General features: G+C 38.0%; 20 protein-coding genes and 1 tRNA gene. All 21 read right to left on the bottom strand.

Annotated features, from left to right (window positions below; translation table 11 throughout):
* Positions 1-526: 526 nt before the first annotated feature.
* The 21 genes from A2536_04435 to A2536_04335 all read right to left on the bottom strand — a co-directional run bounded on the left by A2536_04435 (position 527) and on the right by A2536_04335 (position 24,343).
* Positions 527-1,870 carry a transcriptional regulator gene (locus A2536_04435; protein ID OGF47153.1) on the bottom strand — a complete coding sequence of 448 codons (1,344 nt, stop codon included), beginning with the start codon at positions 1,868-1,870 and terminating at the stop codon, positions 527-529.
* A gap of 200 nt (positions 1,871-2,070) precedes the next feature.
* Complete coding sequence (locus A2536_04430; protein OGF47166.1) at positions 2,071-2,709, bottom strand: hypothetical protein; 639 nt, start codon at positions 2,707-2,709, stop codon at positions 2,071-2,073.
* A 200-nt stretch (positions 2,710-2,909) separates the two neighbouring features.
* Positions 2,910-4,247, bottom strand: coding sequence for a tRNA (N6-isopentenyl adenosine(37)-C2)-methylthiotransferase MiaB (locus A2536_04425; GenBank protein ID OGF47152.1), 1,338 nt, complete (start codon positions 4,245-4,247; stop codon positions 2,910-2,912).
* Between the two features lie 245 nt (positions 4,248-4,492).
* Positions 4,493-4,897 carry a 30S ribosomal protein S9 gene (locus A2536_04420; GenBank protein OGF47151.1) on the bottom strand — a complete coding sequence of 135 codons (405 nt, stop codon included), beginning with the start codon at positions 4,895-4,897 and terminating at the stop codon, positions 4,493-4,495.
* A 13-nt stretch (positions 4,898-4,910) separates the two neighbouring features.
* Positions 4,911-5,339 (bottom strand): 50S ribosomal protein L13, encoded by a 429-nt coding sequence (locus A2536_04415; protein ID OGF47150.1) that lies wholly within the window; start codon positions 5,337-5,339, stop codon positions 4,911-4,913.
* A gap of 15 nt (positions 5,340-5,354) precedes the next feature.
* Positions 5,355-6,494, bottom strand: coding sequence for a hypothetical protein (locus A2536_04410; GenBank protein ID OGF47149.1), 1,140 nt, complete (start codon positions 6,492-6,494; stop codon positions 5,355-5,357).
* Complete coding sequence (locus A2536_04405; protein OGF47148.1) at positions 6,494-7,564, bottom strand: hypothetical protein; 1,071 nt, start codon at positions 7,562-7,564, stop codon at positions 6,494-6,496. Before A2536_04405 ends, A2536_04410 begins: the two co-directional genes overlap by 1 nt.
* 161 nt (positions 7,565-7,725) lie before the next feature.
* The gene (locus A2536_04400) at positions 7,726-9,519 is read right to left on the bottom strand and encodes an elongation factor 4 (protein ID OGF47147.1); all 1,794 of its coding nucleotides are present in this window, start codon (positions 9,517-9,519) and stop codon (positions 7,726-7,728) included.
* Positions 9,520-9,665: 146 nt separating this feature from the next.
* The gene (locus A2536_04395) at positions 9,666-10,730 is read right to left on the bottom strand and encodes a hypothetical protein (protein ID OGF47146.1); all 1,065 of its coding nucleotides are present in this window, start codon (positions 10,728-10,730) and stop codon (positions 9,666-9,668) included.
* Positions 10,731-10,994: 264 nt separating this feature from the next.
* The gene (locus A2536_04390) at positions 10,995-11,537 is read right to left on the bottom strand and encodes a hypothetical protein (protein ID OGF47145.1); all 543 of its coding nucleotides are present in this window, start codon (positions 11,535-11,537) and stop codon (positions 10,995-10,997) included.
* Positions 11,538-11,550: 13 nt separating this feature from the next.
* A complete protein-coding gene (locus A2536_04385) occupies positions 11,551-13,494 on the bottom strand; it encodes a hypothetical protein (protein OGF47144.1) in 1,944 nt (647 codons plus the stop codon).
* A 145-nt stretch (positions 13,495-13,639) separates the two neighbouring features.
* Positions 13,640-13,716 (bottom strand) — tRNA-Val (locus tag A2536_04380).
* Positions 13,717-14,116: 400 nt separating this feature from the next.
* Positions 14,117-15,133: a hypothetical protein gene (locus A2536_04375; GenBank protein OGF47143.1), complete on the bottom strand. Its 1,017-nt coding sequence runs from the start codon at positions 15,131-15,133 to the stop codon at positions 14,117-14,119.
* Positions 15,134-15,781: 648 nt separating this feature from the next.
* On the bottom strand, positions 15,782-16,579 hold the full coding sequence (locus tag A2536_04370) for a hypothetical protein (protein ID OGF47142.1): 798 nt from the start codon (positions 16,577-16,579) through the stop codon (positions 15,782-15,784).
* 12 nt (positions 16,580-16,591) lie between these two features.
* A complete protein-coding gene (locus A2536_04365) occupies positions 16,592-17,305 on the bottom strand; it encodes a hypothetical protein (GenBank protein OGF47141.1) in 714 nt (237 codons plus the stop codon).
* A 4-nt stretch (positions 17,306-17,309) separates the two neighbouring features.
* Positions 17,310-18,314 carry a hypothetical protein gene (locus tag A2536_04360; GenBank protein ID OGF47140.1) on the bottom strand — a complete coding sequence of 335 codons (1,005 nt, stop codon included), beginning with the start codon at positions 18,312-18,314 and terminating at the stop codon, positions 17,310-17,312.
* 240 nt (positions 18,315-18,554) lie between these two features.
* Positions 18,555-19,181, bottom strand: coding sequence for a hypothetical protein (locus A2536_04355; protein ID OGF47139.1), 627 nt, complete (start codon positions 19,179-19,181; stop codon positions 18,555-18,557).
* 84 nt (positions 19,182-19,265) lie between these two features.
* Entirely contained in the window at positions 19,266-20,468 is a 1,203-nt protein-coding gene (locus A2536_04350) for a hypothetical protein (GenBank protein ID OGF47138.1), read from the bottom strand.
* Between the two features lie 259 nt (positions 20,469-20,727).
* Positions 20,728-21,951, bottom strand: coding sequence for a hypothetical protein (locus tag A2536_04345; GenBank protein ID OGF47137.1), 1,224 nt, complete (start codon positions 21,949-21,951; stop codon positions 20,728-20,730).
* 166 nt (positions 21,952-22,117) lie between these two features.
* Positions 22,118-23,050 carry a hypothetical protein gene (locus A2536_04340; GenBank protein ID OGF47136.1) on the bottom strand — a complete coding sequence of 311 codons (933 nt, stop codon included), beginning with the start codon at positions 23,048-23,050 and terminating at the stop codon, positions 22,118-22,120.
* A complete protein-coding gene (locus A2536_04335; GenBank protein OGF47135.1) occupies positions 23,051-24,343 on the bottom strand; it encodes a hypothetical protein in 1,293 nt (430 codons plus the stop codon).
* Between the last annotated feature and the right edge of the window lie 257 nt (positions 24,344-24,600).

Genomic DNA, 24,600 nt, shown 5'->3' with positions numbered 1-24,600 from the left:
CCCATCTTTTACGACAGCAGGTGTTTCCTCGAAACCCATCGCTTGACTGCTAACCCCTTCCCTCCCCGCGGTTTCCCGCTTCTCGTCGGTACTATGGGTTAGTCCGACTGCCAATACATCTTCGGCTTCTTCTCGCTTTTTATCGCTTGTTGAAGCTTTCTCTTTTTCCAGAGAATGTTTTGGCTCTCCCAAGTTCATATCCGTTCCTTTTGTCATCTCGTCATGGTCTCAGACCCCGTCGGGTTCCCGTATCCTTGCCTCTTTTTTTTCCTTTTCGGCTACAGGTCTTCTGTCTGCTCCGATTCGAACCGTCTCGACCTCCGACACACTCTATTTCGGGGCTCAATCCCTTTACTTGCGTTACGACTCGATGACCCTCTTACCTTGGCTTCATTTAACTCGTTGCCTCGTTAAATGCAAGGTTTGATTCCAGGCTGGTGGCTACCCTTTGCCTGCGCTGGATTTTTACCAGCTTTAACTAATACGCTTATCTTGGCGCACTCGAGTTTCGAGTTTCGAATTTGTTTCAATATAACACTTCCCAGTGTCCGCCTTTGTCTCCGCCAACTCTTTTAATTGTTTTATTCTTGATCAAAGCCGCAAGATGGTATTTTATCCCATCCTCCGTTATATTCCCAACTAATGCTGCAAGTTCTTTCCTGGTAACCGTTGGATTCTGCCTGATGAAGGCTAAAATGTTCTGGGTAGTTTTCTGGGTAGTTTTCTGGGTAGTCTGCCCAGAAACATCTCTTTCACTCTCCCACCCCTGTCTGTAAAAAATTACCATAAATCCTGCTTTAAGGATTTTAAAATCAACTTTAATGTTATTTTCTTTGCATAAATTATAGATCTTTTTTAAACCGGAGCCCCATTTTTCAATTTCTTTTGATTTATACAAGATATCGGCGATTAAAGGATTTCTCAATATGGATTGTTCTTCTTTCTTAATAAAATCCATTGGCGTAAAGCCTTCAGGAAAATCACCGGGATTCCATATTTCAATACGGTTTTTGAATATGGCTATTTTATTGCTTTCAGGCGCCACATAGTCTCTATGGCAAAATGAATTTACCAGGGCTTCTCTTATTGCATCAATCGGAACTTCAGGAATCTCCTGTCTTTGCAGTCCTTCTGTTTTTGCGCGCCAATTCATTTTCTCTTTGAGATACTCTTCTGATCTTTTGAGCAAATTGAAAATATTATCCTTGTATTGATTAATATCAAGGAATGTTATCTTATCAACACCGGCGAATACAGCAACCTGCAATTCCAAAGAATTGTCTTTACTAAACAATACTTGGCCCGCGTTTAATATTTTAGAACCCTTTACCAATCCCAGTTTCTTTAATACATTCGGGGCATTATCATACTTGAAGTTTATCCTGCCCGCAAGATTTGCTCTTTTTAAGTAATCTCTTACGATTTTAGCGTTTATTTCTTTTGATGAGCATTCTGAAAACTGAAACTCCCATTTAAACTTATCACTGCTTTTTTTGAGTATTACTTTTCTTATTTCACCGGGGCTTAACTGCTTATCCTCATCAGCGACCCGTATGTAAACACGACCATAAGCGTGATAGGGAATATCCTCCCCCTTAAACTCAATTTTAATGCAGGATTTGCCTTTTATATTTACAGTCTCTATTGAAGGATATATTTTGGGTTCAATATGGTTTGATATTGCCTGAGAAATATCTCTTGCTGTAGCCGAACCGATCGCCTGACCAACTATCTCGCCGTCATTTTTGATACCGAAATATAACTCACCTTCCTGATGCTTGTTTAATATTGCCGAAATAGATATAACCGCTTCTTTTAGTTCTGAAGTGGACTTTTTAAACTCTAAAATCTCCGATTCTCTCCAATCCATAGTAACTCCATATTGCCGAAACCCGCGTGAATGATATTCCAGCCCCTCGTCAATTATCTTCTTCATTATATAACAATAGCGATGTTTTATAAAGGCTAAAAAAGATCTCGCCTATATTTTCATATAAAATTAACTAATCCTAGCGGAGTTTTTTCTCCGCTTACCTTAAATTGTCATTCGTCATTTGCAATTAGTACTTTTTACTTGAGTATTTCTCCCGTCTTACTTGACCATAAAAGCAAATCCAATTCGTCAAAATCTACTTTTATTTTCTTTGCAAACACTTTAAGCTTTTCTTCGGCTGCAATGTATTTTTCCTTTGTATTTACCGGTTCAACTTCCTTTATTATACCAAATTCAAAGAGACAACGTAAAATGTGCTTATCCATTATTCCATAACCCTTTATACCAATGTTACGCAGAAAATGACTGGCTTCTTTATATCCGATACCTTTGATACCTTTACTCTTGGCAAAGAAATCCCTGAGGACCTCACGGCTCTCAAAGGACTCTATAAGTTTTTTCATCTTTAGCCCATAGTTCTCCCGCAAAAATTCCCGGGTGTGAACAATATAGGCGGGCCGTATCTTCCAGAACCTGTAATGCCCCTTTATCGCTTCCTGCAGTTTCTTCACACTTCCGTCAAGCAGTATCGGCCTTATCCGCTCTATGCAGTTATACCCCATCTTAGCTGATGCATTTGCCGTAAAAATACAGAAGCAAAGTTCTTCGAATATTTTCCTGTCATTTTGCTTATATACCGCCTCAAACTCTTTAATTCTCCCTTTGATTTTACCCTTAACGCAGGAATAATAAGATAATAGTTCCCGGACAGTCATGGGAGAACTCAGAAGCTTCTCGTCTATCTTTATGGTTTCCAAATGAGCCTCCTCCAAAATATGTCCATAAAAGTCTATAAAAGTCCGTAAAGGTCTATAACGTAAAATCTTGAAATGTTTATAATATTGGAAATAACATTTTTTCAATTCTTTTAAAAATATATTTTCCAGATCTTACTTTTACGGACTGTTATGGACTTTTAAAGACCTTTACGGACATCCTGCGCTAAAACACCTTTCAAACTAAACGGCTTTGTCTCTGTTATCTTTACCCGAACAAACCCGCCTTTACAGGCGTTGCCTTCCACAAATATCGGCTTATTATTATTTGTCCGGCCGTTCAAGAGGTTATCTTCGACTACCGTGCCGTCAAGCAAAACCGGTAAGACCTGACCGATGTATTTATCATTTACTTCCTGACTTATCTCTCTCTGTATATTCATCAACTCCCGAAGCCGTTCGTTCTTCATTGTTTCAGACACGGTCTCTTTAATATCAAATGCTTTCGTTCCTTTACGCGCCGAGTAAGTATATGTATAGGCAACATCAAAGGCTGCTTTTTTATAAAGCTCCAATGTCCTTCTAAAGTCCGCTTCCGTTTCACCCGGAAAACCGACTATAATATCGCTGGTAACTGAGACATTCTTTATTCTTTTTTTTATTTCTCCGATAATCCTAAGATATGATTCCGCTGTATAATTCCTGTTCATTAGTTTTAAGATACGATCGGACCCGCTTTGTATGGGAAGATGAAAATGAGGACAGATCTTTTTTGAAGAAGCAACGGTTTCTATAAGCTTTAGAGGAATATCTTTAGGATGGGAGGTCCAAAAACGTACCCAGAACTCTCCCTTGATATCATCAACAGCTTTAAGAAGCTCCGAAAAATCCTTTTTTTCTATTGCGGAAAAATCCTTACCGTAAGTATTCACATTCTGACCGAGTAAATTTATCTCTTTATAACCTTCCCCGACCAGTTTTTCAACTTCGGAAATAATACTTCCAAAAGGCCTGCTGGTTTCTCTTCCCCTTACATATGGCACGACGCAATAGGAGCAGAATGAATTACACCCTTTGCTTACGGTTACCCAGGCATTTTTCTTGCTTTCTCTTTTTATAAGTTCATCTGCTGTCCAGTCTTCTTTCCCCGGTCCTGTTACAACCGCAGTGCCGCCTCCGGCAAGAACCTTTTTCGCATAGGCACCTATCTGACGCTCATAAGCAGGACCTATAATGAAATCAATATCAGGAAATTTAACAAGAAAGTGTTTCCCTTCCTGCTCCGCTAAACATCCTATAATTCCGTAGTAAACAGGTTTTTTGCTTTTTCTTTTGTATGCCGCGAACATCCCAAGCTCGCTTCTGGCCTTTTGCGCCGCGAGTTCTCTTACCGAGCAGGAATTCACCAGGCAGATATCCGCCTTTTCATAGGAATCTACGCGAACCATCCCTTCTTTGCTTAATATCCCATCTACCAGTTCGGAATCATACTGGTTCATCTGGCATCCAAAAGTATGAATGAAAAATGTTTTTTTCAAATTGAAATCCTCTTAGTCGTATCAATCCCCTGTCTTCCGTCTTTTATATTCCCCTTCAGCTTTTCACTCTGCCAATCCTCTGCGCATCCAAGCATCTGAGCCTCCTTCAATTCCCAGAACCCAGCGCCTAGAGTCTGCCTTTATTCTTTCTTTCCCAGTACCCAGGGCCCAGCGCCTGTTTTTAAAACAAAAACCCGCCCTGCCGTTTCTGACAGAGCGGGTTTATCACTCGAATTAAAGTTAAATTAACGTTTACTGAACTGGAATCTCTTTCTTGCTCCTGCTCTGCCGTATTTCTTTCTTTCTACCATTCTGGGATCTCTTGTAAGCAAACCATTCTGAGCAAGTAAGGATCTGTAATCAGGATTATGCTGTATTAAAGCTCTTGCAATACCAAGTTTTAAAGCTTCTGCCTGTCCGGTAATTCCTCCGCCCTTTAAAAGAGCTATCACATCCATCTTCGCGGTCAAACCAAGAAGCTCAAGTGGTTTCTTCACGAAAATCTGATGAACCGGTCTCGGGAAATACTCTTCAAACTTCCTCTTATTAACGGTTATTTTACCATCGCCATCAATTAATTTCACTTTTGCAGTAGCCGTTTTACGTCTGCCGACTACTATTTTTTTCTTTTTCTTCGTAGTTTCCTGCAAGGTAATCTCCTCCTTAAACTTTTATGGTACCAAGCTTTTCTCCGGCATGCGGATGCTTGTCACCCTGGTAAGCTTTTAATCTTTTTATCATTCTGTCTCTTAATTTGTTTTTTGGCAGCATGCCTTTAACAGCAAGCATCATTGCTCTTTCGGGATTCTTCTTCATAAGTATACCATAAGGGGTATATTTATCACCGGTAGGATAGCCGGAATGAGTAAAATCAAGCTTTTGTTCCAGTTTTTTCCCTGAAAGTTTTATTTTGTCAACATTTAGGACTATTACAAAATCTCCGCAGTCAACATTCGGCGTATAGATGGGTTTATTCTTTCCCATTATTGCCATAGCTGCTCTTGAAGCTATTCTTCCCAAAATTTTATTTGCACCATCAATGACGTACCATTTCCGCACAACATCCGCGGGCTTAATCTGAAAACTCTTCACTTTACGTTCCTCCTGTCAGACAAACTCCACAAAAACCTCATTTGAAAGGAATAGAGCCGTCCGGGTTAACTTGACTGAGCCATTTTCCTCTTCAAGAAGGTTCAGATCTAAAAGCTTGCCATACTCTTTTTTAAATAAAATAAAAAAATCCTTACCAAACCTATTTTTGAACCTGGTAAGGTTTAATCCTTCCAGCATCCTGAGACCGAGAAACACTGTTTCCGATATTTCCGTCTCTCTACTTATTTTTTGATTATGTAGTATATCATTTTTAATATACTTTATCAATACTATATATTTATTAACATCATCCGGGTTTTCACTCCTCTTCAGGCCAATTTTTCCGGAAGCACCGGCACCAACACCTATATAATCCTCATTTTTCCAGTATATTTTATTATGCTCACATTCTTTCCCCGGCTTTGCAAAATTAGATATTTCATAATGATTATAATCGGCTTTTTCAAGATAATCCTTTATAAAATAATACATATCAGATTCCAATTCTTCAGGCAGGTGTTTAAGAACACCTTTTTTTACCTCATCATTAAGGATTGTCCCTTCTTCTAAAATCAGGTTATATATGGAAATATGTTCAGGCTGAAGACTCACGACCCGTTCAAGATCCCTTTTAACATCCGAAAGTGCCTGATTCGGTACGCCAAAAATAAGATCTATATTAATATTTGTAAAACCGGCATCCTTTGATTTTTTATAGCTTTCCAGAAATTCCTCATAACTGTGACACCGCCCAAAGAGCTTGAGTGTCTTATCATCTGTCGATTGCATACCGATAGACAGACGATTAACCCCGGTCTTCCGCATCATTTTAAGATTTGAGACTGTAAGCGTTCCCGGATTTGCTTCAACTGTAAATTCCGCAGATTTTTCAACATGAGCGAACTCAGATATTCCGTTCAAGACTTTTTCCAGTTCAACATCGGACAGAACCGTAGGAGTCCCGCCGCCTACAAAGACAGTTTTAATGCAAATATCTTTGACTTTAATTTGAATTTCCTTTAGCAAAGCATCAGTATAGGAGGGAACCTTCTCATGAAAACCGGAAATAGGATATGAATTAAAATCACAATAATTGCATTTTGAACGGCAGAAAGGTATATGGATATATAATCCTGCAGAATTGCCGGTTTTCATCAGCCGCTATGCAATATGCTGAGGATGTCGCCGTCTTCCACAACATAGTCTTTCCCTTTAAGATAATATTTTCCTGTTTCTTTTAATTTACTCTCGCTTCCAGCCGCGATAAGCTCCGCATATTTCATTACTTCCGCCCGGATAAAGCCCTTTTCCAGGTCAGAATGTATAGCTCCCGCAGCTTTTGGAGCCAGAGAAGCTCTTTTAACAAGCCACTGTTTTACTTCGTCCGTTCCTACCCCGAAGAAGGAGATCAGATCCATAGCAACAAGACAGGCGCGACGGATCACATCTATTACCGGCTCTGTAATCCCCATAGACTTTAAGAACTCCTCGCGTTCTTCCTTGTTTTCTATCGCAGCAATCTCCGCTTCCAGCTTAGCCGAAACCACCATAAAATTGATCTTTCTGTCTTTATATTTTGTTTCGCATTTCTTAATCAATTCAGTATTATTTAATTCGTCCTCAGAGATATTAAATGCAATTATCAGCTCTTTAAAGGTAACCAGAGGATAGCTGGAAATCAGCTTTAACTCTTCCGGTAAGAGAGAGAGAGTCCGAAGAGGAAGTTCTTTCTCCAGATGCTCTTTTAATTTTGGCAGAATTTCTTTTTCCTTCTCGGTTTGAGGTGTTTTGGCTCCTCTTTCATTACTTAAACGCTGAATACGTTTATCAACAAAAGAGAGATCATTAAATGTAAGTTCCATCTCAATTTCTTCCAGGTCCCTTTCTGCATCCACAGATCCTGAAGGATGATAAACAGAATCATTTTTGAAAGCTCTGATCACTACCAAGAAAGCATCATAAGTATCAAGCTCATTAATAAAATCAGATTTTGACGAGAACCCTTTATCTATTTTTGGCAGAAGTGTTACATTTATCCTGGCTCTGGCCTCGCTCTCAGGATTATACATTTCCACAAGCCTTTCAAATCTTGGGTCAATTATTTCGGTAATACCCTCAACCGCAGCCCCCGAAGCAAGTTCATTCTCCGATAATTTTTTGCGGGCGATTAAAGTAAAAAGAGTCTTTTTCCCGGACTGCGCCATACCAAGTATTGCAATCTTCATAATTTTTCTCCGAAAAATTCAGTTTATAAAGTTCTTAAGGTTTTTAAAGTTTACAAGGTCTTTTTCAGCTGTGTTATTATTATATTAACAACTAATACCACTTTGCTCACTTTTTTCACTGTTCTTGCTTCTTTTTCTTTCCTTGCTTCCCCTGCTTCTCTTCACTGTATCTTTAGTACTGCCAAAAACGCTTCCTGGGGGATTTCCACGCGGCCTATCTGCTTCATACGCTTTTTACCCTCTTTTTGTTTTTCCAGCAGCTTTCTTTTTCTGGTAATATCCCCGCCATAGCACTTTGCAATTACATTTTTCCTTAGCGCGGGAATGGACTCTCTTGCTATTATCTTACTGCCAATTGCCGCCTGGATTGCTACTTCAAACATTTGCCGCGGTATGATTTCTTTCAAGCGAAGTGCAAGCTCTTTCCCCTTGTAATAAGCTTTATCCCTGTGGACAATAATAGAAAGCGCATCCACCACTTCTGTTGCCACCATTATATCCAGCTTAACAAGGTCTGCTTCTCTGAAATCTATATATTCATAATCCATAGAAGCATAACCTTTAGAAACACTCTTTAAAATATCAAAAAAATCAAAGACAACTTCAGACATGGGCATTTCGTAATGAATCTGTACCCTGGTGGTCGTGACATATTGGTTTTCGACATACTCACCGCGTTTTGACTTACAGAGATCCATAATATTGCTCATAAATTCAGGAGGAGTAATAATTGACATCATAATATACGGTTCCATTACTTCTTTTATTTCCCCGGCCGGAGGCAAGTTAGCCGGATTGTCTATTTCCACCTCTTTACCTGCATTAGTAATAACTTTATATCTTACGTTTGGAGAGGTCGCTATCATATTTATATTATACTCCCTCTCGAGCCGTTCCTGAACAATCTCCATATGAAGGAGACCTAAAAATCCGCAGCGAAAACCAAAACCAAGAGCCCTGGAAGATTCAGGCTCAAAAGCCAGAGAAGAATCATTTAGTTTTAATTTTTCCAGAGCATCTTTCAAAAGATTATACTCATTAGGATTAATCGGATAGAAACCACAGAAAACCATCGGTTTGATTTCCTTGTAACCGGGAAGCGGACTTTTAATCGGATTTAAGACATCCGTAATGGTATCACCCACCTTAATATCTGAGACATTTTTAATATTCGCTATAAAATAACCGACTTCACCGGTAGAAAGTTTATCTATCTGCTTCATCGTAGGAGTAAAGACCCCTACTTCAGTAACTTCAAAGGTGCTATTTGCCCGCATCATCAAAACTTTTACTCCGGCATTAATACTTCCGTCAAATATTCTAAAAAAGACAACCACTCCCTTGTAAACATCATAGAGAGAATCAAATATAAGCGCTTTCAAGGGTTTTTCCGTGTGTCCTCTGGGCGGCGGTACTAATTTTACAATAGCTTCAAGAATCTGTTCTGTACCTATACCTTCTTTAGCGCTGGCTAATATTGCCTCATCTGAATTCAGCCCCAATTCCTCAAGCTGAAGAAGTACTTTCTCCGGCTCAGCCCCTTGCAGATCTATCTTATTAATCACGGGAATAACACGAAGCCCCGCATCTTTTGCCAGGTGAAAATTAGCAATCGTTTGAGCTTCTACTCCCTGAGAAGCGTCTACAATCAAAAGCGCGCCCTCACAGGCAAAAAGGGATTTCGAAACTTCATATGTGAAATCCACATGGCCCGGGGTATCTATAAGATTAAAAATATAATCCTGACCGTCTTTGGAATGATAATTCAGCCTTACAGCTTTTGCTTTAATCGTAATACCACGTTCTCTCTCCAACTCCATTTTATCGAGGAATTGCTCTTTCATGTCACGTGAGGATATAGCTCCGGTAAACTCAAGAATCCGGTCGGCAAGAGTTGATTTTCCATGATCAATATGCGCAATTATGCAGAAATTTCGAAGTTTATTATTATCCATAGAGACTTAAAATACCACAAAAATATAGAAAAAGCAAGAACAACCCTTAATCAAAGCTATACATAAATAAATAGGACACGACATTCACCGAACCGAGACTATAGACCACAAATCAACTCTGGAAGGATATTAGATTAATACTCAATTTACTTTTTTTTTGGTTTAACATATTTATACTGATCCAAATTATTATTGTTATTCGTATTTACATTCTCGTCATCAAACTTTTCAATAACCTTCTCTTCTAATTCCTGAGGTTCGGAAATATCTCCGGGCTTTGGCAATCCAAGCCGTACCAACAGGCTTATTCTGTGTGAAGTCCCGATGTCTTCAAAACCGGGAGTATAGGAATAGTTAAGTTCAAATTGTGTTCTTTCGATATTAATTCTGAAACCTGCACCGGCAGTCAGATTTTCAAGATCATAATTTATTTTATAACCGACTCTAATGAAAAATGTCTTTTGGAAACTGTACTCTGCTCCCGCGTTAAGCTTGATTGACGAATCAAAAGGAAAAACGGCATCCGCAGCTCCCAAGACAAGATGATCCTTCCCAAAAATATCCAATAAATACCCGCCGCCTACTTTCAACTGCATTGGAAGAAGGGCACTCTTAGCAAAAGTAACTCCGATATTATTTATTGCTGCACCAAAATACCCGTTTTTTATAATTTCTGAAGTCATACCAATGTCCAAACCGGCGCCAAGCACCAAATCATCTTCTATTTTATCGCCAACAATCTTAATACTGACACCAAGGTTCATCGGCATCTTCTCTATAACAAATTTATTGCCATACGAAATAGTCCCTGCAAACGCCAAATACGAAAAAGATCCATCCAGAGTGTAATCACTCCCGGTCGCGTTTTCTGTAGTCTTATCTATAAGACCGCTACTTAGATAATCGAAACAGATACCAAAGGTCCCGATCTTTTTTATAGGAAGAGCTATTGCAGCGTATTCATAACTTATCCCTTGCCAGTATATCAGATGCATAAGACTGATCTCCGTATTTTTCACAAGAGCAAGCCCTGCCGGATTCCAATACACTGAATCTACATTATCAGAAATTGCAACTTGAGCTTCCCCCATACCTGAGGCCTTGGCACCTGTACCTATTCGAAGAAAGTTAGCCGCCGTAGTCCCTGCTCCACCTGCATACATAAAACCGGCAACAAATAATATTACTGCAAATAAAATAAGTCTTCTCACAAAAACCATCCCCTAAGATAACCAAAACAATCGGTTATTCTTATTCAACCAGAGTTTTCCCGATTTTCACCCGGTTAACTTATCTACTGAAGTATATCATAGAACCTTTTTTTTGTCAACTTAACGAAAACCTGCAAAAGATCTCACTGATTACAAGGCTTTCAGATTCCACTGATTGTGTCTTGTCTATCGGGTGTCTCAAGCATTAAACAAATCTTGCAGAATCTCTTTTATACTTTCCCATACCTGAAGAAAACTACATTACTACAAGTAATTTGCAATATCAGCACTTTCTTGAGTATATTTCTTCTTTTTCGAATTAAAAATAAATTCATCTATTAAGCTTTGTTTTTCCATCATATTCATGAATAAAAGACCCAAATTGTATTTTTCCCCAATTTTCTCTGACCTGACAACTCCCGCTTGAATATTTTCCATTACTTCTCCGTTTGGAAGAGTAAAACTGATGTAAACCATTTCATTAATTGAAATCTGCTTATCACATAAAACTGCCATACCTCCGGAACTAATATTATGCATTATTCCTTTTAAAAACATACCTTCGTAACCGGAAGGTGTTATTTCTATGTTGACAAGGGAATACACCCTATGATGTTTTCTCTTTTCTTCAAGAATCTCATACAACTTTCGAATTGCAACAATAGCACCCTCTTTCACCAGCTCATCCGCGCATTTCTGACAATAAAACCTTCCGGCAAGGCGAATATCGCAGTCAGCACACATTCCTATACCGCAAATAGAACACATGGCAACAGCTTCTTTATCTTTATGATTTACACATTTCATTTTATTATCCTTCCTACAAAAGACGATACGACTCGGCATTACCTTTTCTGGAACCGGTCTTTTCCTGCATTTTCAAGGATTCTCTTGCCGCTCTTGAAATGTTTTTGTCACTATTATTAATAAACCTGGAAAGCACATCCTTTGTTTCCGATTGTGAATATGCTGCAAGAGAGTACAAAGCGGCCACTCGGGTATTCATAAGTTTTTCTCTTGTAAAACTTAGAAATCCGCCTCCTGCCACTATTTTTGCAAGAGGCTCAATAGCAGACAAATCTTTTATCTTCCCAAGGGCAGAGCAAGCTTCTTCTTCCAAAGATGGATCTTGTTTCTGTTTTGAAAAGACACTTTCAGGAATAAGGAAGGTCAAGAGGTTGGGAACAAGTTCTTTTGCTCTCACCTTTCCTGCTAACTTTATCGCTTCTTTAACAATTTTCGGTTCAAAATCTTCCAATGCCGAACTCAGAACTTCTTTCACCCTGTCAGGTCTTATCTTCGCGAGAATATCCAGAACGGCCCTTCTTATGTCAGGATTATAGTGAGAATACATCCCTTTCAGTTCATCAAAAACAACATCATAAAACTCAACACTATCCATAACTTCCAGAATCCTTAAAGCTTCTTCGGTAGAAATATCCGGAGTGATGGACTCGCAGAGTAGTTTTACCGCATTTTCTCCAAGATTCTTTATTAAAAAACCTATTATACGCCTTAGATGCAGGTCTTCTATATTTTTCAGGGTATTGATCAGGTAAAAGACAGCGTACTCGTCAAGAGAGGCTACAACCTTGTAAGCTTCTTCTTTTTTCTTTCCATCTTCAGACCTTAAATCAGCGACCAAAATATCGACTAAACCGCTATTTGAGAGTTTCTTCAATACTTGATCCGCACTATGAGCACGGCTTTCAAAACCTTCATTTTTGGCATATTTATGAAGCCGGAACATTCTTGTTATCTGTATCGTTTTTTGATAATTACCTTCCACTGCACTTCTGTTCGCCGCCTCTTCCAGCAAATCCGCAAGCTCCCGATATACATCCTCTTCCGTCTCTCTTTCTTCTGTATTCAGAAACTTTTCCTCAAGGTTGGACATGATTTTCTTGTCGCTTAACTGCTGAATAGAAGGATTTAAATGTTTAAAGGAACGTACAGTCTCCAATCTGACATTACTCTCGTTATCGTCCAGATTCTCAGCAATCTTATCAACCACCTGACCTGCAAGATCAGGCCTGTTAATTCCGTCAAGTTCTTTCAACATTTTCTGAAGTTCCTGCCTGCGTTCTTTCTTTATAAGATCTTTCTTCTGTCCGGAAACAACTTGTTCCGCTTGAGTTGTTATGATTTCCACCGCAGACATGCCTGAAGCAGCCTGAGTCGCTTGCAAACCTCCGCTAAAATTTCCGGAAGCAGTACCACCTGAGCTACCTCCAGAAGAAACTCCTGCTGCTCCGCCTGTCTCATTTAAGGGTTGAATGTCCTTATTGCCTGACTCCTGTCTGATTTCCTGATCATCATTCAAAGCTACATATACTTTTTGATTAACTTCTATATGAGTATATCCCTTTTCCGAAAGCAACTTGTCAATTTCAGGACGCAACTCCTTCTTTTTGATGCTCATATTCTCGACCAAAACAAGGAGTTCCTCTTCTGTGATACCGTTTTTAATAGTAATACTTCTAAGCTCGCACTGGATCATGTTTTCCACAAAGGCAACACCGCTTTTATCGGCCGTTTTTAAGACTTGTCCGTCGACAATAAGGTTTTTCTCTGATTCACTCAAGGTCATTTTACCTTTAGCCGACAGGTAAGGATCCAGAGTCTTGATCAACCCGGTAATTCCATCTTTAACAAGCTGGCTTTTTGGCGAGTAGAGCTGGGAATTACTTATAAGTATCCTCAGAGTTCTTGCAGTTTGATTAACTATTTTAGCTTCTTCACTGCTTAACGGGTTATCAGGCATGATTGTTCCTCTCGTGCATTTAACAAACTTTTAAAGGTTTCGAAAATAGAGCAATAGAAAATAGACCGCAATCGTTCAATTTTTTATCCATTTTCTATTATCTATTGTTCGATTGCTCTAGAAAATTTTGCCCAGCAAAATTTTCTGGTGGGCGCTACAGGGCTCGAACCTGTGACCCTCAGCTTGTCGAGCTGATACTCTAACCAACTGAGCTAAGCGCCCTTTTAAGTTATTCTAGCATTTAAAAGGCTTTTTGTAAAGTCTGTTTTACAGTCCTGTCAAGCCAAAGTAAGAATATCCGCTTTCTACCAATGTAGAAAACGAATAATTTTCACCATATCAGTATTGAGGTTTTGAGGGGATTTCGGGTATAGTTGTTTTTTGATCATTTGATGTTTACAACATCGCAGAAACATCTTTGTCCACACGCTTGCGTGATGATATTTCGTCTTTATATGGACTTGTCCCTGTTAAGCATACAGGCGGAGCTGTCACACGAATACATATATTAAACAGGAAGAAGGTCCTGAGATCAAGTTCGTATACCATTAATTTACGAAACTTTTCGTACTTCACCCCTTGGACACGAACTTAATTGGACCTTCCTCTGTGGATGTATTATTTATTGTTCAACTAACTCTACACGGCGGTTTCGAGCTTTTCCGTCTTCGGTTTTGTTTGATGTTAACGGACATGTCGGTCCTACACCTTGAGGGACCAAACGGGTTACGGCAACTCCGTATTTTGCAGATAATTCATTTACAACAGCTTCAGCGCGTTTCTTTGAGAGATCAAGATTGTAAGCATATGTTCCTTCGTTATCGGTATGACCGACCACAAACAGCTTTAATTTTTGATTATTACTAAGGACTTTTGATATTTCTAACAGGGTTTCTGCAGATTCCGGTTTAACATCAGTCTTCCCGGTATCAAAAAGTATGCCGTAAACCGAAGAGTGGCTGTCTTTTTCTATGTCTTTTTCAATACTTGCTGCAGATACAGTCACCTTCCCTGTTTCAAGAGGTTTGCACTCGATTATATCGAGAACGTAATTGGAGAATGGGATAGTTTTATACCCATATACCCCGTTATTATTTTCAAATTCAGAATAATCACCACTAAGCGCCATTACCGAAACAAAAACGTCTCCATCTTTTTTTTCCAACACTCCGCTAATCAATATTAATTTCTTTTCTTTTGCAGAAATGCCGCCAAGCAGGGCTTTCCCATCCGCATTTTGCGTATCGTATTTAAGATGCATATATAGGAACATAAACGCACAATTACCATCAAGCTCTTGCTTAAGTAATATCTTAAAGCCTTTTCTTTTTAATTCATTTTCATAGCTTTTCGTAATTTCCAGAGGTGAAGTTGAACTTTTCACTTTGTAGAATGTTTTAAAATACCGACCTTCTTCTCTTTTTGACTCTGCTAAGCTGGCAGTAATTCCATCCGTCTTTATTTTAGTTACAAAATCAAATGAATCATAATCTTTTAACATCTGCCTGGTAATAACAGAGCCTTTAAACCTGGAGATCATTTGATGATCAGATGTTCCTTCGATATCTTTCCAATCCACTTCTTGAGCGTAAACAGAAAAGGAAAGAAAAACAACCAAGATAACTGCTATTTTATTCATAATACCCCCTGAGATTTTGATTTTACTAATCCAATTTAATTTTGGGGATAAGTCACCCGGACAGGCATGTCCATCAGCAGATGAGATCTCGTTGCAAACGGAACTGTCCCTACGTTTATTTTTTTAAATGGGAGGGGCGGTATTGCTACCGCCCGGATTTCTTTTAACAATTCTGTCAGTTTCTATTGAAACTTAACATATTTTGTGCTTAACCTTCCCCCTTGAGCAGATAACATAGTTATCTTTTTTTAGTAACCTGTTTTACCGGTTACCTTTTTTGAAGGTAGAGCAGAAAAGCTCCCATTTTAATTTTAAAGAACTTTATATATCAAACAGGAAGAAGGTCCGGAGATTAAGTTCGTATACCATTAATTTACGAAACTTTTCGTACTTCACCCCTTGGACACGAACTGAATATGACCTTCTTCCCATTGTTATTCTTTTTTGGAACGATGCGGACGACATTTCTGCCGTCCGCTCTTTTCTGTGATCCCTAATGGTTCTTATGAAACCACTCTGAATCCTCCGCTCAACACTACCCCTTGAGTATTTAGCTTTCGCTAAATTTAGGCATTAAGCCCGACCTCATCGAATGAAGAGCATCCAAAAGCTATTCGTTCCACCCCTTGACCACTTCAAGAAACAAGTTTATTTTTTTCCCAGAACCATTAAATCAGCGTTTAGAGAAGGAAATATCGCACAAGAAATAATCCTTCTCAGGTCAGACAAATATTTTCCTTTGATATAGTTGCTATAACCGACTTTTTCAAACGAAAATTTGTACTTCTCAAGAATTTGCTTAATTTCGCTTAAACTATATATTCTTATATGTTCATATGTGTCATCACACATACCTTGCAGCGGAAAAGGCTGAACACTCACACCTCTAAACCCTCTCCACCTGGAATCAAAAGTAGCAACATTTGGCGTTGTGATAACAATATATCCGCCTTTCTTTATTATTCCCGTCAGATTATCAAACACCTTTTTTATAATATCGGGCGTTGGAGACAAATGTTCAAGTACTTCAGAGAATACAACCATGTCAAAACTTTCTTTTTTGATTTTCATCTCGCCAAGAAGATCAACCGGCTTCATGATAATGCCTTCTTTCTTCATTTTTCCAAGAAATTTTTCATTCTTAAATGTTTCCCTGCTAGGGTGCTCAATTGTAGTAACTTGATAATCAAATATTCTCTTAATCATTACAGCCAAGGAACCAATTCCTGTACCCACTTCCAACACTTTCGCACTAGTTTTTAGCCTTGGAAGGAATAACATTAATTTACGATATCTCTCGTAATCCTCACTAAATGTTGCCTTATACTCAGGACTATCAGAAGTAATCTGATACGGATATTTAAATACCCTAACTTTAGAGTATTCAAAAAGAACCTCCTTTACAATATTTTGTATTATTTTTCTTTCTATCCTAATAGGTGACATAAAAATAATATCTCAGCCTCCCTGCTTCTGTAGTTTACTTTTTTTAATTACAGCAAAATAATGACTATTAAATACTCCAATCTTTTCTAGCAAATTGCATAATATTATTGAAATATTTGCTAATCGCCTGGATATAAACGGGTTTAAAGTCACAGAATAGAACTTTACGTCACAACTAACAAATAAGTCTTTGATCTCTCTTTTGCCAATAGATTTAAGATTTTTGTCTGCAGGATTTGTAACACGCATATCATACCAAAATATATAACCATCTTTTTTCAAGACCCTAACCATCTCTTTTGCAATCTCTTGTTTTACTTTCATTTCAAGTATTGACGTGAATACAGTAAATTGTGTCACTATATCAAAGTATCTGCTCCTATAGGGAAGAGATATTGCATCACCTTTTACAAAATCAATATCAGAAGATAACTCTCTTGCTTTTTTTATCCTATCAGAAAAAAGATCTAAGCCAAATAGATGTTTAGGTTTTGCGCCATACTGCACCATATTACGCAGGGCATTTCCTGAACCGCATCCAATGTCCAAAATATTTTTTGCTGACAAGTCTTTAACTCCAATCTCATTAATAATTCTCAATAACTTTCTTTCTCTTGATTGAATAATATACAAATTACCTGTATCAAGATATGAATATTTCACATTATTCGTATCTTGATTTCTGCTTTTATAATATGTCTTAATTCTTCTATTTTCTTTGCGCATATTATTAATAATATATATAAAGATTATATCTGATTCTTCCTCCTGAGCTTTCTGTAAATTCTATTTTATGCTCACCAGTACTTAATAGATATGAAGTTAAATTTAACTCACCAGAAGAAAACTCGTGAGAACCATCCCCCCAAGTGCTATTAATTGAGTTCCAATAGTTTTTACCATTTGGATTCCCAATGAAACCAGTTTTATTCAATCCATCAATCAACACCCTAACTGAATCAGGATATGTTTTATTATTATTGCCTGCATTAACAGAAGGGTTGCCATTATTATTTACAGCTATTGAATGATTATGGCTCCCTGAATTCTGAATCGGCCAAGATCTCCAAGCCCTAGTAGAATCACTGTCATCCACAGTTCCTATGCATGTAGAAGCGCCAAACCAAGTATTCGTATTATCTGTAAGTATATTGTGACCATGATCTCCTGAATTTCCACTAGATGCAGTATGATTATGACTCCCCATCTCCGAATAAAACAGTGTACTCATTTTTTCGCCATACAGGTATAACTTCACAGAACGCGGAACTTTATCTAAATGAATATATATTTTTTCTGACACACTGGAATCGATGTCACCACAACCAGCATAAACCAATGGAGTATTTACAACATCCGCTCTATTAGAAAATTCTGACCTTATTGAATATCCGACACTTGAGATTCTTTGGCGAGGGGACATAACTTCACCGCTTACCGATATTTCTAACCAGTAGTTTGTGCTAAAATCTAGAGTTGAAGAAAAAGGTGATGCTCCTGAACCTAAAAGCACGTTAAAGACTCCTTTATTCACTTCTACCGAATATGTTCCGTTCCACTTTTCCGTTCCGGAACTCTCGGCATCATAGAGCGAAAACTTGATACTCTTAGTACCCGTAATCGGGTTTCCATTTTTTTCTGTCAACTTTCCGGGATAGTTTATCAGCATTGGAACATCCGCACAAACAATTCCCGCTGTAATTGCGACAGCCAAAAACATCTTGAAACTTTTCATAATATTTCTCCCCTTGAATTTTTAATATAAATTTATACCACATATTTTATTTTAATGTCAATATAAATACAAAAATATATACTTTATTTTTCTTTTTTTGTATTTTTTTTTAAACTTTAGTTTAAACTTTCGTTTAAACTAAAGTTTATTTTGACAGGCGCTTACAATACATGATTATCCCGATGCAACCGTCCAAAAAAGATAACTTAAATGTCAGGTATATCATTTTTCATCAAACAATCAAATCTTAAGAATATCCTTAATTTTATTTACCGCTTCAACTCTATTTTTCACTCTTAGCTTTATGAATATTATATGTAAAGCGTTTTTCACAAATGACTCTTTTTTATTAAGAAGTAAAGATGTTTCTCTGTTAGATTTCCCCTCGCACAAAAGTTTCATAATGCTAATTTCTTCATTTGAGAATATATATTCTTTGGCGCTTTCCATGTCATTAGACTCATATATTACATCTGCCGGTTTTCCCTGCAATTCTTTTGTATTCGGCATGTTTTTCTGCGTCAAATGTTCAATTATATTCAACAGCTCATCTTTATCAAAAGGTTTAACTACGTATTCATCTGCACCAAATTTTCCGGCTTCAAAAACAAGCTCTTTTGTTTTGTACCCTGATATCATTACCACGCTCGTATTATCATTCCTTTCTTTTATTACTTTTAGTATTTCATTTCCTCTCATATCACCCAAATATTGATCGAGCAAAACAATGTCAAAGTTTTTCTTATTTATTACATCTAATGTTTCACTACCTGTACTGCATAACGTTATCTTATGTTGATCTTTAAATAATATATTCAAAGCTTCTAAAATATTTTTTTCGTCATCAACAATTAACATTTCAGCCATAATCAACCCCTTGTATTCTATATTTTACTTCATTAATATTATATCTAACTTTTCAGTTAAAGTCTTTAATATAATACAATTTTTTTACTCATATCTTAATGCAACTATCGGGTCGGTTCTGGCGGCTTTTAGGGCGGGGTAGGTGCCGAAAAATACTCCTATCAGACTGGAGAAGGTAAAGGAAATGATAATAGAAGTCATAGAGGCCTTCAATGGGAATGGGATAAAAGGAGCTATTGCAGCCAGAATTCCTATAGATGCAAGGATACCGATTATTCCGCCCATAATTGTCACGATAATAGCTTCTACAAGGAACTGAAACAAGATATTATTTGACGAGGCGCCTACGGCTTTACGGAGACCTATCTCTTTTGTTCTTTCGGTCACGGTGACAAGCATTATGTTCATGATTCCGATACCACCGACCAGCAAAGATATACTTGCGATAACGTAAGTGATCAGCTCCATCGCGGACATGATGCTTTTGAACATTTCTAAAGACTCGCCTTGCGTGGTGACGCTAAAGTCCGTCTTCTCCAAATCCATTAAGAGTGTTCTTTTTGTCTCAGCTACGGCTTTATCAATATTTTTTGCATCCGGAATCCTGATGGTTATCTGATGGATTTCGCTTGAGCCGGTCATATTATGCGCCGTTGTAATCGGCATGTAGATGGCATTATCCATATCCATACCGAACATCTTTCCTTTTGGCTCTATTATTCCGATTACTCTAAATTTCATGCCTCTGACGGTAAGGTCTTTCCCTATGGGATTTAAACCTTGAAAGAGGTTCTTTACCACAGTCTCACCCACAACGCATACTCGGCGGGCGGATTTCACATCATCCTCGCGGAAAAACGCTCCGGTTTCAACTTTCCAGGTGTAAACTTTTTCAAAATTTGCACCTACGCCTGCAACACCTAAAATATTCCTGCTTTCATTTTTATACTTTGCAATAATACCCATCATGTCATATTCCGGACAGGTCTCCGCACCATAGCTGCTTCTTGCTTCAATCAGGTCTAAATGTCTTAGACGAAGTTTATTTACGGTGAAAGAGCCCGGCGGCCCCATAGTCGCTTCACTATTTCCGGGAACAACCATAAGCATATTTGAACCCATTGCAAGAATTTCATCCTCAATCTGGGTTTTAGAGCCATTGATCACGGAAACAAGCAGGACAATTGACATTACCCCAATAATAATGCCAAGCAAAGTTAGGAAAGTCCTCATTTTACCGGTCCAGAGGTTCCTGAATGATATTTTAAAATTCTCTGAGAGATTCATAAACTCCTAAAATCAATCACTAAGATTTAAGCACTAAATTCTAAACAAACAACAAATACTTAATAACTAAATCTTAAACTAAATCATTGTACTTATATTAATTATCTTCCTTTTTAGTGCTTATCTCGCTGTGTCAATATTTAATTGACACTTAAATATACTACCATTCGAGAAAAGCTTTGCTTATTAATTATTACTTAGTCATTGTTTTTCTTAGTGCTTAGTGCTTTGATCTTAGTTATTACTTTTCTTATTAGCCCTATTCGTATCTTAGGGCGATAATAGGGTCTGTTTTAGCGGCTTTAACGGCCGGATAGGTTCCAAAAAAGATACCTACTAAACTGGAAAATACAAATGCTATAATAATTGAAGTTGTATTCGCCTTCAACGGCACGACTACAGAATCTAATATTACTTTTTGCAGAGGGTTTGCGGCATTTATTATAGATACGGCTAAGACAATACCTATTACTCCTCCGGTAATTGCAAGAAATACCGCTTCAGTAATGAATTGAACCAGGATGTCCCTTGATTTTGCTCCTACGGCTTTTCTTATCCCTATCTCTCTGGTCCTTTCTTTCACGGTCACAAGCATAATATTCATAATACCGATTCCTCCCACAAAGAGAGAGATACTCGCTACACAGCCCATAACTACATTCAAAATAGCGGCAAAACTGCCGAAAGTTTTCAACAACTCACTCTGACTATTCAATGAGAAGTCTTCTTTGTCCATTTGTGCAAGCATCTGTCTTTTTATTTCATTCATTGCCTTCGCCGTATTTTTTGGATCAGGGACTTTAATAATTATCTGATTTATTGTCGAAGAGCCCAAGATCTCCTGAGCAGTAGTTATAGGCATTGCCAGAATATCATCACTATCCTGCCCGAAGGTTTTGCCTTTTTTTTCCGTGACTCCAATAATAAGGAGCTTCTTCCCGTTTACATAAATCTCTTTGCCTATCGGACTGCTCCCGCCGTACAAATCCCTTACAATGGTATCTCCAACCGCGCAAACTTTTCTTGAAGCTTTAACATCTTCATCTCTAAAATACGTACCCTCAGAAACATTCCAATTCCTGACATACGGAAAACTGGAACCGGTGCCGGCAATCACCGTGGTATTTCTGCTTTTTCTTTTATATTTAACTGTCGTTCCCATGGTCAAATAAATAGGACAAGCTTTTATCGCGTAACTGCTTTTTGCTTCCAGCATATCAACATGACTCAGCTTTAATTTATTGACAGTAAATGTACCCGGAGGACCGTGCATTTCATCAGAGTTGCCGGGAACAAGCTGCAGAACATTGGACCCCATGGAATTAATCTCACCCTCAATCTTTGCCTGAGTACCTGAGATTATAGAAATCAATAGAACTATCGACATCACACCGATAATTATGCCAAGCATAGTAAGAAACGAGCGGACTTTATTCGTTCTTAAATTCCGCAGGGATATGTAAAAACTCTCACTGAAGTTCAATAAAACTCCTTAATTAAAGACAATAACTAAGATCTAAATTCTAAGCACTAAACAAACCTTAGAGCAAATACTAATAACTAAATTCTAAATACTAAAATAAATTATTGTACTTATATTAAATATCTTCCTTTTTAGTGTTTAGTGCTTAATTCTTAGTAATTGCACTTCACTGTGTCACTTTCACTTTCTGTCCGTCTTTTATCTTTGAAATATTTGCTTCGACAACGCTGTTGCCCTCTTTTAAACCTGAAATTATTTCGGTATTATCATAGCTTTCGAGGCCGGTTTTAATACTTTTCTTTACTGCTTTGTCTTTTTCTACGATAAAAACATACTTTCCGTCTTTGTCATCACCTATAGCTGTGTAAGGGACCATCAGGACATTACTTTTATTGTCTACTTTCACGTAAATATCACCGGTCATACCGAGACGCAGCGTTAAGGAGGATTTATCAAGACGGGCTTTTACCTGATAGGTAATACCTTTCTCTTTTACTTCCAGACTGCTTTTAGAAATAAATATTATCGTTGCAGCAAGCCTTGTTTCTTTATAGGCATCCAGAACAACTTCAGCTCTCTGGTTTATTTTTAACTGGCCGATATCTGTTTCATCAATATTTGACTCAAAGGTCATGTCATTTAAGTCAGCCATCATTAAAGCCGGAGTTCCGCCGTAGAGAGTTTCACCAACTTCGATGAATTTTTTTACAATTGTACCCGCAAAAGGTGCAGAGATAAAAGTATTTTTCCACTGTTCTTTTGCCTGTTCGGCCTGCTGGGGAGCCAGGAAACCTTTTTCAGAAAGAGAGTTCATTCTTTGGAAATCTTTACCTGCTTGAGCCGTAGAATCCAGTTCCAACAAAAGCTTCTCTTTTTCCACGTATTGATTTTCTTCCGCAAATATTTTACTTACTCTGCCGGAGGCTACGGTCGTAAGTTTAGCTTCATTATTTGACCTTACTGTACCGGTAGCCTGAACATTAACCACCAGCTCACCCTTAACGGCCTTTGCAAGCTTTACTTCTGTGCCTCCGTTCATACCGCAGCCGCTAATTAGCACTGCAGATAAAACAAGCCCTGCCAATATCCTGATTTTCATTTACTTTCCTCCAATGGAATACTCAAGCTCATTTAATGCCGTATGATAGGCATAAAGCGCTTGCAGATTTTCTAATTCAGCGCTGTTCTTTTTCGTCTGCGCTTCTATTAAATCAGTTAAAGTGGATAATCCTTGCTCATACTTGGCATTAACCGCTTCAAGATTCTTTTTCAGATATTCCAGCTTTGCTATAGCAAATTCATAATTCTGCTTATTTTCTCTAATTTTAAAATAGTTATTTTTCACTTGCAGTATTATTGCCTGTTCTAAAAGTTTCTGCGCAGAAGCTATACTTTTTAGAGCAAGTTCTGCCTGATCAACCTTGGCTAATCTTGAAAAACCGCTAAAAAGCGGGACAGAAACGCTCAAACCCACATTCCAGCTTTTATCTTTGAGGGACAAATCAGTTCCGGTATATTGATAGCCGGCCTGGCCTGAGACAGAAGGCCAAAATTCCGCATACGCGCCGCCTGCAGAAGCTTCGGCTATTTTTTCCCTGGTCTTAAGCTCCTTAAAATCAATACGCATAGCAACTGATTTTGCTTTTGCTTCCTCATAAGATTTAAGCCCTAAGGGTTCTTCACCGGGAACTACCAACTTTTCCTCGGAAAGCACCAGTTCTTCTTCATCACTTTTTACCAGTAAGTTTTTCAGGGAAGAAGCTGCAAGCTCCACCTGATTAACCGCTTTTTTTGCTTCAAGTTCAAATTTAAGAGCTTCTACTTCAGCATTCATTACATCTATCTGTGTAGCCAAACCCTGTTCTTTTCTGGCCCTGACTGATTCCAAAAGATGTTTCATATCGTTTACCGTAAGTAAAGAAGCTTCTCTCATTCCTTTAGCCTGCAATAAGGAATAAAAACTTTTCTTTACATTATAGGCTACTTCTATTTTCTTCTTTTCCAGTTGAAAAGAAGCAAGTTCTTCACTTAAAGAAACCTGTTTTTCAAGCGCTACGGATTTTCCAAAATCCCAGATATTCTGGGAAGCACTGACACCAAGAGAATAAGAAACATTTTCTATTTCACTGCCCAGTCCAGGAATAACCATAGAAGATCCAAAAAGAGAAGAAGTCGGGGTTACCTGTTTATTTGCAGTGAAAGAAGCAGAAACACGGGGAAAGAAAACAGCTCTAACCTCTCTGGCTTTTGCCTTCCCTGAATCATAGTCATTCTGCAATGAGACAATATCCGGACTCTTTTGCAGAGCAAGGTCAATGCATTGATTAAGGGTAAGAGGTTCGGAATACAAAACCCCGGCCGTTAAAAATAAAATTACTAAGATAGTTCGCATACAAAACTCCTCCATAAATTCAATTACTAAGATCTAAGTACTAAATTCTAAACAAAGAACAAATACTTAATATTTAAATCTTAAACTAAATCATTGTAATTATCTTAATACGTTTCCTTCCGTTTATTTCTTATGATTTTGATCTTAGTTATTGTTTAGTTATTAGTGCTTAGTAATTCAGACTGTGTCGCAATTAAATTACTAACATGATATAATATGGCATATTCACTCCAAAGGAGCAAGCCATGTATCGCACT

The organism is Candidatus Firestonebacteria bacterium RIFOXYD2_FULL_39_29 (assembly GCA_001778375.1).
Classification (GTDB): domain Bacteria; phylum Oederibacteriota; class D2-FULL-39-29; order D2-FULL-39-29; family D2-FULL-39-29; genus D2-FULL-39-29.
This window is presented reverse-complemented; position numbering and strand designations above follow the sequence as displayed.